General features: G+C 71.7%; 13 protein-coding genes and 1 tRNA gene. 9 read left to right on the forward strand and 5 right to left on the reverse strand.

Annotated features, from left to right (window positions below):
• Positions 1-175: 175 nt before the first annotated feature.
• From paaA to ACIPFH_RS22715, 6 genes are all read left to right on the forward strand, one after another.
• Positions 176-1183 carry a 1,2-phenylacetyl-CoA epoxidase subunit PaaA gene (gene paaA / locus ACIPFH_RS22690; RefSeq protein ID WP_401828795.1) on the forward strand — a complete coding sequence of 336 codons (1008 nt, stop codon included), beginning with the start codon at positions 176-178 and terminating at the stop codon, positions 1181-1183.
• Positions 1180-1467, forward strand: a complete 288-nt coding sequence (gene paaB / locus ACIPFH_RS22695) for a 1,2-phenylacetyl-CoA epoxidase subunit PaaB (RefSeq protein WP_327316435.1) — start codon at positions 1180-1182, stop codon at positions 1465-1467. The genes paaA and paaB overlap by 4 nt, the downstream gene beginning before the upstream one ends.
• Positions 1464-2186: a 1,2-phenylacetyl-CoA epoxidase subunit PaaC gene (gene paaC, locus ACIPFH_RS22700; RefSeq protein ID WP_401828796.1), complete on the forward strand. Its 723-nt coding sequence runs from the start codon at positions 1464-1466 to the stop codon at positions 2184-2186. The genes paaB and paaC overlap by 4 nt, the downstream gene beginning before the upstream one ends.
• Complete coding sequence (paaD, locus tag ACIPFH_RS22705) at positions 2180-2800, forward strand: 1,2-phenylacetyl-CoA epoxidase subunit PaaD (RefSeq protein WP_401828799.1); 621 nt, start codon at positions 2180-2182, stop codon at positions 2798-2800. Before paaC ends, paaD begins: the two co-directional genes overlap by 7 nt.
• Positions 2800-3861, forward strand: coding sequence for a 2Fe-2S iron-sulfur cluster-binding protein (locus tag ACIPFH_RS22710; RefSeq protein WP_401828800.1), 1062 nt, complete (start codon positions 2800-2802; stop codon positions 3859-3861). The genes paaD and ACIPFH_RS22710 overlap by 1 nt, the downstream gene beginning before the upstream one ends.
• A 143-nt stretch (positions 3862-4004) precedes the next feature.
• Positions 4005-5186: an acyl-CoA dehydrogenase family protein gene (locus ACIPFH_RS22715; RefSeq protein WP_401828802.1), complete on the forward strand. Its 1182-nt coding sequence runs from the start codon at positions 4005-4007 to the stop codon at positions 5184-5186.
• A 112-nt stretch (positions 5187-5298) separates the two neighbouring features.
• On the opposite strand, the gene ACIPFH_RS22720 is transcribed toward ACIPFH_RS22715, so the two are convergent.
• The 5 genes from ACIPFH_RS22720 to ACIPFH_RS22740 form a co-directional block, all read right to left on the reverse strand.
• Positions 5299-5628 (reverse strand): rhodanese-like domain-containing protein, encoded by a 330-nt coding sequence (locus tag ACIPFH_RS22720; RefSeq protein WP_359123520.1) that lies wholly within the window; start codon positions 5626-5628, stop codon positions 5299-5301.
• Between the two features lie 61 nt (positions 5629-5689).
• On the reverse strand, positions 5690-6487 hold the full coding sequence (locus ACIPFH_RS22725; RefSeq protein WP_401828805.1) for a J domain-containing protein: 798 nt from the start codon (positions 6485-6487) through the stop codon (positions 5690-5692).
• Between the two features lie 103 nt (positions 6488-6590).
• The gene (locus tag ACIPFH_RS22730) at positions 6591-8021 is read right to left on the reverse strand and encodes a DUF2252 domain-containing protein (RefSeq protein ID WP_401829236.1); all 1431 of its coding nucleotides are present in this window, start codon (positions 8019-8021) and stop codon (positions 6591-6593) included.
• Positions 8022-8335: 314 nt separating this feature from the next.
• Positions 8336-9577 carry a histidine kinase gene (locus ACIPFH_RS22735; RefSeq protein ID WP_401828807.1) on the reverse strand — a complete coding sequence of 414 codons (1242 nt, stop codon included), beginning with the start codon at positions 9575-9577 and terminating at the stop codon, positions 8336-8338.
• 239 nt (positions 9578-9816) lie between these two features.
• Positions 9817-9903 (reverse strand) — tRNA-Leu (locus ACIPFH_RS22740).
• Between the two features lie 410 nt (positions 9904-10313).
• Between ACIPFH_RS22740 and ACIPFH_RS22745 the strand changes: the two genes are divergently transcribed.
• The 3 genes from ACIPFH_RS22745 to ACIPFH_RS22755 all read left to right on the forward strand — a co-directional run bounded on the left by ACIPFH_RS22745 (position 10314) and on the right by ACIPFH_RS22755 (position 13379).
• The gene (locus ACIPFH_RS22745) at positions 10314-11192 is read left to right on the forward strand and encodes an FhaA domain-containing protein (protein ID WP_401828810.1); all 879 of its coding nucleotides are present in this window, start codon (positions 10314-10316) and stop codon (positions 11190-11192) included.
• 10 nt (positions 11193-11202) lie between these two features.
• Positions 11203-11718 carry an FHA domain-containing protein gene (locus ACIPFH_RS22750; RefSeq protein WP_020130618.1) on the forward strand — a complete coding sequence of 172 codons (516 nt, stop codon included), beginning with the start codon at positions 11203-11205 and terminating at the stop codon, positions 11716-11718.
• A 140-nt stretch (positions 11719-11858) separates the two neighbouring features.
• Positions 11859-13379 (forward strand): Stp1/IreP family PP2C-type Ser/Thr phosphatase, encoded by a 1521-nt coding sequence (locus tag ACIPFH_RS22755; RefSeq protein ID WP_401828814.1) that lies wholly within the window; start codon positions 11859-11861, stop codon positions 13377-13379.

Raw genomic sequence — 13379 nt, forward strand, 5'->3', positions numbered from 1 at the left:
GAAAGGCCGGGGCAGGTCGTCCACAGGGGATGCCCGCAGGTTATCCACAGCGGTTGACACCTTACGACGGCCGTCCCACCATGGAATCGCACGGACCGAACGATCGGTCGGGAGAAGGCTCGGGCAGAGCCCACGCCCACGGCACCGAGCCGGGGCCCAGATCAAGGGGGACCGCATGGCGACAGCGCACCAGACGGCCCGCACACAGCGGCCCACCGCCGAGGACGGCGGCGTCGGCTCCGACGCGGCGTACGAGCGCGTCTTCGACGCCACCGTGGCCGCCGACGAACGCATCGAGCCACGCGACTGGATGCCCGACGCCTACCGCGCGACGCTGGTGCGCCAGATCGCGCAGCACGCCCACTCCGAGATCATCGGTATGCAGCCGGAGGCGAACTGGATCACCCGCGCGCCGTCCCTGCGCCGCAAGGCCATCCTCATGGCCAAGGTCCAGGACGAGGCGGGCCACGGGCTCTATCTGTACAGCGCGGCCGAAACACTCGGCGTCAGCCGCGAGGAACTGCTCGACAAGCTCCACACCGGCCGCCAGAAGTACTCCTCGATCTTCAACTACCCCACGCTGACCTGGGCGGACGTCGGCGCGATCGGCTGGCTCGTGGACGGTGCCGCGATCACCAACCAGGTCCCCCTGTGCCGCTGCTCCTACGGGCCCTACGCACGCGCGATGGTCCGCGTCTGCAAGGAGGAGTCCTTCCACCAGCGCCAGGGGTACGAGCTGCTGCTGGCCCTCAGCCGAGGCACCCCGGAGCAGCACGCGATGGCGCAGGACGCGGTGGACCGCTGGTGGTGGCCGTCCCTCATGATGTTCGGCCCGCCCGACGACGAGTCCGCGCACTCCGCGCAGTCGATGACCTGGAAGATCAAGCGCCATTCGAACGACGAACTGCGCCGGCGCTTCGTCGACATCTGCGTCCCCCAGGCGGCCTCGCTCGGCCTCACGCTCCCCGACCCGGACCTGAAATGGAACGAGGAGCGGGGACACCACGACTTCGGCCCCATCGACTGGACCGAGTTCAAGGAGGTCCTCAAGGGCAACGGCCCCTGCAACGAGCAGCGGATCACGCAACGCAGGCGCGCACACGACGAGGGCGCCTGGGTACGAGAGGCGGCCGCCGCCCACGCGGCCAAACACAGCTCTGGGACGGAAGTGGAGCAGGCATGACGAACACCGACTGGCCTCTGTGGGAGGTCTTCGTGCGCTCCCGGCGCGGCCTCTCCCACACCCACGCCGGCAGCCTGCACGCGCCGGACGCCGAATTCGCCCTGCGCAACGCGCGCGACCTGTACACACGCCGTGGTGAGGGCGTCTCCATCTGGGTCGTGCCGTCCTCCTCGGTCACGGCCTCCTCGCCGGACGAGAAGGACCCGTTCTTCGAACCGGCCGCCGACAAGCCCTACCGGCACCCGACGTTCTACGAGATCCCGGAGGGGGTGAAGCACCTGTGACCACGACCGCGCACACGGACACCGCCGCCCTCGCCCTCGGCGACGACGCCCTGGTGCTCTCCCACCGTCTCGGGGAGTGGATGGGCCACGCGCCCGTGCTGGAGGAGGAGCTCGCCCTCGCCAACATCGCCCTCGACCTGCTGGGCCAGGCCCGGATCCTGCTGTCGATGGCCGGGAACGAGGACGAGTTGGCGTATCTGCGTGAGGAACGCGCCTTCCGCAACCTCCAACTGGTCGAACAGCCCAACGGGGACTTCGCCCACACCATCGCCCGCCAGCTGTACTTCTCCACCTACCAGCACCTGCTGTACGCGCGGCTGGCGGCCGTGGAGGGCCCGTTCACGGGACTCGCCGCGAAGGCGGTCAAGGAGGTCGACTACCACCGCGACCACGCCGAACAGTGGACGCTGCGGCTCGGCGACGGCACCGAGGAGAGCCACGAGCGGATGCAGCGGGCCTGCACGGCACTGTGGCGGTTCACCGGGGAGATGTTCCGCCCCGTGAAGGGCCTCGACCTCGACCCGTCGGACCTGGAATCGGCCTGGCTGGAGTCGGTGCGCAGCGTGCTGGGCAGGGCCGGCCTGGCCGTGCCGGAGGGTTCGCGCACCGGAGCCTGGCGCGCCGGCGCGGGCCGCGAGGGTCTGCACACCGAGTCCTTCGGCCGGATGCTCTCCGAGATGCAGCACCTGCACCGCAGCCACCCGGGCGCGTCATGGTGACGCTCACGCCGCTGGAGGCGGAACTGCTGGCGGTCGCCGGCTCGGTGCCCGACCCCGAACTGCCCGTGCTCACACTCCAGGAACTGGGCGTGCTGCGCGCGGTGCACGTACGCGACACGGACGCCGTCGAGGTCGAGCTGACCCCCACCTACACCGGCTGCCCGGCGGTGGAGGCGATGTCCCTGGACATCGAACGGGCGCTGCGCGAGCACGGGGTGCGGGAGGTCACCGTGCGCACCGTGCTCTCCCCCGCCTGGTCGACCGACGACATCTCCGCCGAAGGGCGGCGCAAACTGCGGGAGTTCGGCATCGCGCCGCCCCGCGTGCGCAGGGCGGCCGAACCGGTCGGCGTCACCCTGGGCCCCACCCGCACCCTCACCACCAAGCCCAAGCCCAAGCCCACGGCGACGGGTGCGGTTGCCGGGGCAGGGACGGGTGCCGGGACGGGTGCGGTTGCCGGGACAGAGGCGGACGCGGAGACCGACCCGATCCGCTGCCCGCACTGCGGCTCCGCCGACACCGAGTTGCTCAGCCGCTTCTCCTCCACCGCCTGCAAGGCGCTGCGGCGCTGCCTCGCCTGCCGTGAACCCTTCGACCACTTCAAGGAGTTGTGATGGCCCGCTTCCACCCGCTCCAGGTGGCCGCGGTGGACCACCTCACCGACGACTCCGTCACCCTCACCCTCACCGTCCCCGCCGCGCTGCGCGAGGAGTACCGGTACGCGCCCGGACAGCACCTCGCCCTGCGGCGCGTGACCGACGGGGCCGAGGTCCGGCGGACGTACTCGATCTGCTCACCCGCACCCGGTCCCGACAGCGAGGGGCCCCGCACGCTGCGGGTGGGCGTGCGACTGGTCGAGGGCGGCGCCTTCTCCACCTACGCGCTGAAAGAGATCGCCGTCGGCGACGAGCTGGACGTGATGACTCCGGCGGGCCGGTTCACCCTCGCCCCCGCGCCCGGCCGGTACGCGGCGATCGTCGGCGGCAGCGGGATCACACCGGTGCTGTCGATCGTCTCGACGCTGCTGGCCCGCGAGCCCGCCGCGCGGTTCTGCCTCATCCGCAGCGATCGGACGGCGGCCTCGACGATGTTCCTGGAGGAGGTCGCCGACCTCAAGGACCGCTACCCCGAGCGGTTCCAGCTGGTCACCGTGCTCTCCCGGGAGGAGCAGCAGGCCGGACTCCCGTCCGGGCGGCTGGACCGGGAACGGCTGACCGGGCTGCTGCCTTCGCTGCTGCCGGTGCTGGAGGTGGCCGGCTGGTTCCTGTGCGGGCCGCTCGGCCTCGTCCAGGGCGCGGAGCAGGCACTGCGGGAGATCGGGGTCTCGCGGTCCCGGATCCACCAGGAGATCTTCCACGTGGAGGTCACGGCACCACCGGCGCGCGCGGCGGCCCCCGCCCACAGCACCGTGACCGCCCGGCTCGACGGCCGGGGCGGCAGCTGGCCGGTGCGGGGCGGGGAGTCGGTCCTGGAGACGGTGCTGCGCAACCGGCCCGACGCGCCCTACGCCTGCAAGGGCGGGGTGTGCGGGACCTGCCGGGCCTTTCTGGTCTCCGGCGAGGTCCGCATGGACCGCAACTTCGCGCTGGAGCCGGAGGAGACGAAGTCCGGGTATGTGCTTGCGTGCCAGTCGCACCCGCTGACGGAGGCGGTGGAGGTGGACTTCGACCGGTGAGGAGCGCCGGGCAGGGACGAATGCGCATTGGCAGTGCGCACGGAGGAGTACGCACTGAGGAGGCGACCGACCGTTCCCTTCTTCTAGAACCTGTTCTATCTTGACGCTCCGTCAGATCAGCTGACCCGTCGGGAGGACAGGCCGTGGACTTCACCTTCACCGAGGAGCAGCAGGCAGCGGCGGAGGCGGCGCGCGGAGTGTTCGCCGGGGTCGCCCCCGACGACGTCCCGAGCCCCGCACTCACCAGGGGCGCCGTGGCCGACGACTTCGACCGCGCGCTGTGGGCCAGGCTCGCCTCGGCGGACCTGCTGAGCCTGCTGCTGGACGAGGAGTTCGGCGGCGCGGGCCTCGACGCGGTCGCGCTCTGTCTGGTGCTGCGCGAATCGGCGAAGGTGCTGGCCCGCGTACCACTGCTGGAGAGCAGCGCGGCCATGGCCGCCCTACAGGCCTACGGCGGACCGGAGTTGAGGTCGTCGCTGCTCGCCCGGGTCGGCCGGGGCGAGATCGCCCTCACCGTCGCCACCAACGGCCGCACCGGCCACGCCCCGGCCGAACTCGCCGTGACCGCGCGACAGGACGGCACGGACGACAGCAGCGGCGCCGGCGGAACCGGCGCGGGCCCGGGCGGTGGTGAGTGGGTGCTGGACGGGGTGCAGACCATGGTGCCGTGGGCGTACGACGCCGACTACGTCGTCGTACCGGCGCGCACCGGGGACGACCGGAGCGTGCTCGCCGTCGTTCCGCGCGGACACGAAGGAGTCATGCTCGCCGAGCAGATCTCCACCACCGGTGAGCGCCTCGGCGAACTGCGCCTCGAATCGGCGAGGATCCCCGCAGGGGACGTCATCACCGCCGACGGCGCCTGGGAGTGGCTGCGCGCCCTGCTGACCACGGGGACGTGCGCTCAGGCGCTCGGTCTGGGCGAGCGCGTGCTGGCGATGACCAGCGAGTACGCCGGCAAACGGGAGCAGTTCGGACACCCGATCGCCAGTTTCCAGGCCGTCGCCGTGCAGGCCGCAGACCGCTACATCGACCTGCGTGCGATGGAGGTCACGCTGTGGCAGGCCGCCTGGCGGATCGCCTCCGGCGCACCGGGCGTGCTCCCGGCCTCCGGCGACGTCGCCGTGGCGAAGATCTGGGCGTCGGAGGGCGTACGGCGGGTCGTGCAGACCGCACAGCATCTGCACGGAGGCTTCGGCGCCGACGTCGACTATCCGCTGCACCGGTACCACGCCTGGGCCAAATACCTGGAACTGTCACTCGGCCCGGCCGCGGCTCACGAGGAAGCCCTGGGCGACCTGCTGGCCGCCCACCCCCTCGGCTGACGCCCAACCCGGCGGCTGAGGCCCGCCCCCTCGGCTGACGCCCGCCGCGCCGAGCCGGGCAGCCCGGCGACTGGTGGCTGCGGCCCGGCGAAACGGACAGCGGTCCGGCGACTTACAGGACGGAGCCCGGATCGCCCGCGTCCGTGACGACCTGGCGGCCCGTGGCGGCCCAGATCTGCATGCCGCCGTCGACGTTCACGGCGTCGATGCCCTGCTGGACGAGGTACATCGTGACCTGGGCCGAACGGCCACCGGAGCGGCAGATCACATGGACGCGCCCATCCTGCGGAGCCGCCTCGGTCAGCTCACCGTAGCGGGCGACGAAATCGCTGATCGGGATGTGCAGCGCCCCTTCGGCGTGACCCGCCCGCCACTCGTCGTCCTCACGGACGTCCAGCAGGAAGTCGTCGTCCTTGAGGTCGCCGACCTGAACCGTGGGCACACCAGATCCGAAACTCATGCCCCCGACGCTACCCGACGGGGCATACCTCACGACCGGTCCGCTAGCCCACCAGCTCGGCCAGCTCCGCCTCCCGGGCGGCGACGTCGGCGAGGAGCTTGTCGGCGATCTCGTCCAGAAGCCGGTCGGGGTCGTCCGGGGCCATCCGGAGCATCGAGCCGATCGCGCTGTCCTCCAGTTCCCGGGCGACCAGCGCCAGCATCTCCTTGCGCTGAGCCAGCCACTCGAGGCGCGCGTAGAGCTCCTCGCTGGGGCTCGGGCTGCGCTCCGCGGGCACCGGACCGGCCGCCCACTCCTCGGCAAGCTCCCGCAGCAGGGCCACCTCGCCACGGGCGTAGGCCGCGTTGACGCGGGTGATGAACTCCTCGCGCCGGGCCCGCTCGGCGTCCTCCTGCGCCAGGTCCGGGTGCGCCTTGCGGGCCAGCTCGCGGTACAGCTTGCGAGCCTCCTCGCTGGGCCGCACCCGCTGCGGAGGCCGGACCGGCTGGTCCGTGAGCATCGCCTCGGCCTCCGGGAACAGCCCTTCGCCGTCCATCCAGCCGTGGAACAGCTCCTCGACCCCGGGCATCGGCATCACCCGGGCCCGCGCCTCGGCGGCCTTGCGCAGGTCCTCGGCATCACCGGTGCGGGCGGCCCTGGCCTCGGCGATCTGGGCGTCCAGTTCGTCGAGCCGGGCGTACATCGGACCGAGTTTCTGGTGGTGGAGCCGCGAGAAGTTCTCGGTCTCGACGCGGAAGGTCTCCACCGCGATCTCGAACTCGATCAACGCCTGCTCGGCGGCCCGCACGGCCTGCTCCAGCCGCGCCTCGGGCCGGGGCTGCTCAGCTTCGGGGGTCGTCACTCGTCCAGCCTAGGCCAACGCTCACCCGAACCCGCCCGGCCGACCGTCGCACAGGGGTTCCCTGCCAGGGCGCCCCCTGGCCCCGACTCCGCCCGTCCCTGCCTCACACGCCCGTCTCCGCCGCGATCCGCCCCGCCCGTACCGCCGCCACCAGATCCGAGTGGTCCGCCTCGGTCCGATCGGCGTAGGCGACGGCGAACGCGGCGATCGCCTCGTCCAGTTCCTCGTTCTTGCCGCAGTAGCCGGCGATGGTTCGGGGGTCGGCACTGTGGGAGTGGGCGCGGGCGAGGAGCGCGCCGGTCATGCGGCCGTAGTCGTCGACCTGGTCGGCGGCGAGCGCGGCCGGGTCGACACTGCCCTTGCGGTTGCGGAACTGCCGCACCTGGAAGGGGAGTCCCTCCACCGTCGTCCAGCCCAGCAGTATGTCGCTGACGACCTGCATGCGCTTCTGGCCGATGACCACCCGGCGCCCCTCATGGTCCACCTGCGGCGCCTCGAAACCGGCGGTCAGCAGATGCGGGACCAGGGCCGACGCCCGGGCCTCCTTCACCTGGAGGATCAACGGCTCGCCCCGGTGGTCCAGCAGCAACACCACGTACGACCTCGTCCCGACGCTGCCCGTGCCGACGATGCGGAAGGCGACGTCGTGGACCGCGTGGCGGGCCAGCAGGGGGTGGCGGTCCTCGGACAGGGTGGTCAGGTAGTGCTCCAGGGACGCGGCCACCGCATGGGCCTCCGCGTCCGGGACGCGACGCAGTACCGGCGCCGCGTCGACGAAGCGGCGGCCGCCGTCCTCCGTCGGCTCGGTCGACTTCGCCGCGAACCGCCCACTGGTGTTGGCCCGCGCCTTCTCCGAGACCCGTTCCAGAGTGCCCAGCAGGTCGTGCGCGTCGGTGTGGGAGACCAGTTCCTCGTCGGCGATGGCGTTCCACGCGTCCAGCACGGGGAGCTTGGCCAGGAGCCTCATGGTGCGGCGGTAGGAGCCGGCGACGCCGTGCGCCGCCCTGCGACAGGTGTCCTCGTCCGCGCCCGCCTCCCGGCCCGCGAGCACCAGGGAGGCAGCGAGGCGCTTGAGGTCCCATTCCCAGGGGCCTTCGACCGTCTCGTCGAAGTCGTTCAGGTCGATGACCAGGCCGCCTCGTGCGTCCCCGTACAGACCGAAGTTCGCGGCGTGTGCGTCGCCGCAGATCTGGGCGCGGATCCCGGTCATGGCGGTGCGGGCCAGGTCGTACGCCATGAGTCCGGCCGAGCCGCGCAGGAAAGCGAACGGCGTCGCCGCCATCCGGCCGACCCGGATCGGAGCCAGCTCCGGGATGCGGCCCCGGCTGGACTCCTCGACCGCCGTCACCGCGTCCGGCCGGGAGGCATCCGGATCGAGTACGGCATGCGCCGCACGCGGCACCCGGCCGCGCAAAGCCCTGCCCTTCTCCTTGGGCGACTTCGGGGCGGTCCTCGCCTCCGGTCCCGCGGCGGGCCGCTCGACGGGCCACTCGGCGAAACCACGCACCCGGGGAAGCCTGCGCGCCCCGCCCATCTCTGTTCCCGCGCCACCGGCCTCGGTCACCACGACCGCCTCCCCCGCACACGTACGTCCGTCGGCTCGACGAGCCGAACATCAACTCGTGCAGACCGTACAGCCCGGCGACCGAACGGCGTCAGACCCTGTGGACAACCTCCCGCCTGTGGAAAACCCCTCGCCCAATCCGCTGCGCAACCCACCCACCGAACGCCCCCGCCGCCGGCAACGACGTCACGACGGCCAGGAGGCCCGGCGTGTTTCACGTGAAACACGCCCTCATGCCGGAGCACCCGCATCCCCCACACCCCTCGGCTTCACCCGTACCCGCCTCACCACACACAAGGCAGCTCCACAGCGACCGTGGTCGGTCCCCCGACGGGGCTGTCCACGCTCACCACACCGTCCAGCGCGGCGACCCGTCGCCGGATCCCCAGCAAGCCGGATCCGACACCCTCGTCCGCGCCGCCGAGACCCTCGTCCCGCACCACCGCCCGCAACCCGTTCCGCAGCCGTTCCAGCTCGACGGTCGCCCGCGGGGAGCCGCTGTGCTTGACCACGTTGGTGAGCGCCTCGGCCACCGCGAAGTAGGCAGCGGCCTCCGCAGCGGCGGGCGCCCGGAATCCGCCGGCGCCACGAGCACCATCGGCACCGACAGAACCCCCCGAAAGGCCACGCCTCGAGCCGGGCGCCCCGTCGCCGTGACCGCCGCCGCCGTCCGCGAGCCCCTCCACCCGCACCGTCACCTCCAGCCCGCTGCCGGCGGCCAGCGCCCGTACGGCTCCCGTGAGTCCGCGGTCGGTGAGGATCGGCGGATGGATGCCGCGGACGACGTGCCGCAGTTCCGTGAGCGCCTGTTCGGCCTGGTCCTGCGCGTCGGCCATGAGTTTGCGCGCGGCGTCCGGATCACGGTCGAAGGCCCGCTGGGCAAGCCCGATCCGCATGGACAGGGCGACCACACGGGCCTGCGCGCCATCGTGCAGGTCGCGTTCGATGCGGCGCAGTTCGGCGCCGTGCGCGGTGATCGCGTCGGCGCGGGTCTCGGTCAGCGCCCGGACCCGGGCGGCGAGGCGCGCCTTGGGCGACGGTTTGAGCAGGGCCGCCGACCAGCGCGCCTCGGTATCGGCGAGCCGGACGACCAACGGCAGGACGACCGCGTCCCGGCGCAGCAGCCCGCACCGCACTCCGTCGACGACCAGCCCCACCGGCCACAGCGGCAGTGCGAGCAGCACCAGCCAGCCGTAGACGTAGTGGGCGCCCAACCAGCGCAGGTCGGCGAGAGTGCCGGGGCCCCGGACGGCTGTGCGCAGGCGCTCACGCAGGGTGCCGCTGAGCGGCTCGTAGGCCCCGGGGATCCCGCGGCCCGTCCAGTCGGCGACCTGGCGGCGTTTGGCCCCGGCGATCCGGCGGGTCAGCAGTACCGCCTCGGGCAGCATCCACGCACCGACGACGACCAGCGTGCCGATGGCCGCGATGAGGAGCACGGTGACGAAGAGACAGGTGCCGAAGGCCATCACCGCGGCGATGAGCAGCCGACCCGTGGCTCGTCCCGCCCGCCGGACCGTCGTCGCCATCGGGATCGTCTGCGCCGTACACCCAACGCTGGGCCGCACCCGCGGCGAACGCGGTGCAGCCCGCTACACCCTTACGCGGGCCCTCGGCGTCCACCCAGCCCCACCGGCCGTCACGGTTCACGACCCTGAGATGTTCCTCACACACCGTGAGCAACCGTGGCCCATACTCGCCGGCCCTCGAGAACACGTCCGGAGACACGTGAAAGCCCCGCAGGTCTGAGACCTGCGGGGCTTTCAGCTGGTGCGCGAGGGGGGAGTTGAACCCCCACGCCCTTGCGGGCACTGGAACCTGAATCCAGCGCGTCTGCCTATTCCGCCACCCGCGCATTGGGTGCGTCTTCGGGCTTGTGGGCCTTGCGGCCTGGCGCCTTCCGACACGCAGAACATTAGCACGCGGGCCAGGGTGCGTTCACATCCCTTCTGTGCGGGCAGGGAGCAGGTGGGAGGCCGTGGGCAGCCCCGTACGTCTCGGCGGTGACTGGTTCACGTATCAACCTCGTACCTAAGGCGGCCGTCTCCCCAGGAGCCGGACGAGGACCACAGTCAGGTGCGGGACACTGGTCCTCGGCCGCCTCTACGATCCTGGGCAGAACCAGGTGCGCAAGAGGGTGTCGACACCGGTCGACGAGGCCGACAGGGGGAACCAGCCGATTCACCGGCGCGTGGATACGATCAGTAAGCAGTACCAGGTAAGCAGCACGGCACGGGACGGCAGCCACTACGGAGGAGGTGCCCCATGGGAGTCCTGAAGAAGTTCGAGCAGCGTCTCGAGGGTCTGGTCAACGGCACCTTCGCCAAGGTGTTCAAGTCCGAGGTCCAGCCCGTGGAGATCGCCGGCGCGCTCCAACGCGAGTGCGACAACAACGCGACCATCTGGAACCGGGACCGGACCGTCGTCCCCAACGACTTCATCGTGGAACTGAGCACGCCGGACTACGAGCGGCTCAGCCCGTACTCCGGGCAGCTCGGCGACGAGCTCGCCGGCATGGTGCGCGACTACGCCAAGCAGCAGCGCTACACCTTCATGGGGCCGATCAAGGTCAACCTGGAGAAGGCGGACGACCTCGACACCGGTCTGTACCGGGTGCGCAGCCGTACGCTCGCCTCCTCCAGCAGCCAGGCCCCCGAGGCGCCCGCCGCCGGCCGACAGCGACCTGCCGGACCCGGTTATCCCGGGGCCGGAGCCGGTGGCGCCGCCCCGCCCATGCCCTCCGCTCCGCCGCCCGGCGCCCCCGGCGCCCGTCCCGGCGGCTACGGCTACCCGCCCGCCGCGGGCGCCCAGCGCCCGGGCGCGGCCGGTGGAGGCCTGGCCGGGGCCCCGCAGCCCGGGTCACGCACCCGCCACTGGATCGAGATCAACGGCACCCGCCACCAGATCTCCCGCGGGACGCTCGTGATGGGCCGCAGCACCGAGGCCGACGTGCGGATCGACGACCCCGGCGTCTCCCGCCGGCACTGCGAGATCCGGACCGGGTCACCCTCGACGATCCAGGATCTCGGCTCCACCAACGGCATCGTGGTGGACGGGCAGCACACCACCCGCGCTACGCTCCGCGACGGCTCGCGGATCGTCGTGGGCAGCACCACCATCATTTACCGGCAAGCCGAAGGGTGAAGCGGGGGCAATGTCAGAGCTGACCCTCACGGTCATGCGGCTGGGTTTTCTGGCCGTACTGTGGCTGTTCGTCATCGTGGCCGTGCAGGTCATCCGCAGCGACCTCTTCGGTACGCGCGTCACCCAGCGCGGTTCGCGCCGGGAGGCCGGGCGGGCGCAGCAGGCACAGCGCCAGCAGGCGCCTCCACAGCAGCGCCAGCAGCCCGCCGCCGCGGGCCGCACACGCCGCAACGCACCAACCAAGCTGGTCGTGTCCGAGGGCACCCTCACCGGCACGACCGTCGCGCTCCAGGGCCAGACCATCACCCTGGGCCGGGCGCACGACAGCACGATCGTGCTGGACGACGACTACGCCTCCAGCCGCCATGCCAGGATCTACCCGGACCGCGACGGCCAGTGGATCGTCGAGGACCTGGGCTCCACCAACGGCACGTATCTCGACCGATCGCGGCTGACGACTCCCACACCGATCCCGCTGGGCGCGCCGATCCGTATCGGCAAGACCGTCATCGAGCTTCGGAAGTAGTGCTGCATCATGAGTGAGCGCGAGCGGAGCGAGCACGCGGCGGCGGCCGGCACCCATGGCCCCGGTGTGCTCCCGACCGGAGGGTGGGCAGTGTGGCTCGACACGACCGGCTGTACCCGGGGCCGACGGGCGAGGTGCGCATGAGTCTGTCACTGCGTTTCGCCGCCGGATCGCACAAGGGCATGATCCGGGAGGGCAACGAGGACTCCGGTTACGCCGGCCCCCGCCTGCTCGCCATCGCCGACGGCATGGGCGGCGCCGCCGCCGGTGAGGTCGCCTCCTCCGAGGCCATCTCCACCATCGTCGCCCTCGACGACGACGTTCCCGGCTCCGACGTCCTCACCTCGCTCGGTACCGCCGTCCAGCGCGCCAACGACCAGTTGCGCTCGCTGGTCGAGGAGGACCCCCAGCTCGAAGGCATGGGGACCACCCTCACCGCCCTGCTGTGGACCGGCCAGCGCCTCGGTCTCGTCCACGTCGGCGACTCGCGCGCGTACCTGCTGCGGGACGGCGTACTGACCCAGATCACCCAGGACCACACCTGGGTGCAGCGCCTCGTCGACGAAGGCCGCATCACCGAGGAAGAGGCCACCACCCACCCCCAACGGTCCCTGCTGATGCGGGCCTTGGGCAGTGGTGAACACGTCGAGCCTGACCTGTCGATCCGCGAGGTCCGGGCCGGCGACCGCTATCTGATCTGCTCCGACGGCCTGTCCGGCGTCGTCTCCCACCAGACGCTCGAGGACACCCTCGCCAGCTACCAGGGCCCGCAGGAGACCGTGCAGGAGCTGATCCAGCTCGCACTGCGCGGCGGCGGCCCCGACAACATCACCGTGATCGTGGCCGACGTCCTCGACCTGGACACCGGCGACACGCTCGCCGGGCAGCTGTCCGACACCCCGGTCGTGGTCGGCGCGGTCGCCGAGAACCAGCTCCAGCTCCACGACAACGGCATCATGCAGACCCCGGCGGGACGCGCCTCGGGCCTCGGCCGCAGGCAGCAGGGGCGCGGCGGAGGCGGCGAGTTCGGCCCACCCGGCTCCGGCGACATCACCGGTTTCATCCCCACCGACGGCTTCGGCGACTACACCGACGACGACTTCGTCAAGCCCCGCAAGGGCCGTAAGTGGCTCAAGAGATCCTTCTACAGCGTGCTCGCACTCGCCGTCATCGGCGGCGGCCTCTACGGCGGCTGGCGCTGGACGCAGACGCAGTACTACGTCGGCACCAAGGGCGAGCACGTCGCGCTGTACCGGGGCATCAGCCAGGACCTGGCCTGGGTGTCGCTGTCGAAGGTGGAGAAGGACCACCCCGAGATCGAACTCAAGTACCTCCCGGACTACCAGCAGAAGCTGGTCGAGGCGACGATCGCCGAGGGCAACCTGTCCACCGCCCGGAAGAAGATCGACGAGCTGGCCGTCCAGGCCTCCGCGTGCAAGAAGCACGCCGAGACCCCCACGGCGAGCAAGACCGGGGCGAAGACCGGCGAAGGCCAGGCCGGCGGCACCACGGGAACCACGCCCGTCTCCGTCACGTCCAAGGCATCGCCGAGCCCCTCGGCAACCGCGTCCCCGTCCGCACCCGCGACCACTACTCCCACCCCCGGCCCCAGCCTTTCGGAGGAAGAGCAGAAGGTCGTCTCGCGGTGCGGTGAGCAGTAG

The organism is Streptomyces sp. NPDC088157 (assembly GCF_044741545.1).
Taxonomy (GTDB): Bacteria; Actinomycetota; Actinomycetes; order Streptomycetales; family Streptomycetaceae; genus Streptomyces.

Coding starts and splice junctions, on each gene's coding strand:
- ACIPFH_RS22745 (WP_401828810.1), top strand. CDS start 10,314: ATGGGAGTCCTGAAGAAGTTCGAGCAGCGTCTCGAGGGTCTGGTCAAC.
- ACIPFH_RS22755 (WP_401828814.1), top strand. CDS start 11,859: ATGAGTCTGTCACTGCGTTTCGCCGCCGGATCGCACAAGGGCATGATC.
- paaA (WP_401828795.1), top strand. CDS start 176: ATGGCGACAGCGCACCAGACGGCCCGCACACAGCGGCCCACCGCCGAG.
- ACIPFH_RS22710 (WP_401828800.1), top strand. CDS start 2,800: ATGGCCCGCTTCCACCCGCTCCAGGTGGCCGCGGTGGACCACCTCACC.
- ACIPFH_RS22735 (WP_401828807.1), bottom strand. CDS start 9,577: ATGGCGACGACGGTCCGGCGGGCGGGACGAGCCACGGGTCGGCTGCTC.
- paaB (WP_327316435.1), top strand. CDS start 1,180: ATGACGAACACCGACTGGCCTCTGTGGGAGGTCTTCGTGCGCTCCCGG.
- ACIPFH_RS22730 (WP_401829236.1), bottom strand. CDS start 8,021: ATGGGCGGGGCGCGCAGGCTTCCCCGGGTGCGTGGTTTCGCCGAGTGG.
- paaD (WP_401828799.1), top strand. CDS start 2,180: ATGGTGACGCTCACGCCGCTGGAGGCGGAACTGCTGGCGGTCGCCGGC.
- ACIPFH_RS22750 (WP_020130618.1), top strand. CDS start 11,203: ATGTCAGAGCTGACCCTCACGGTCATGCGGCTGGGTTTTCTGGCCGTA.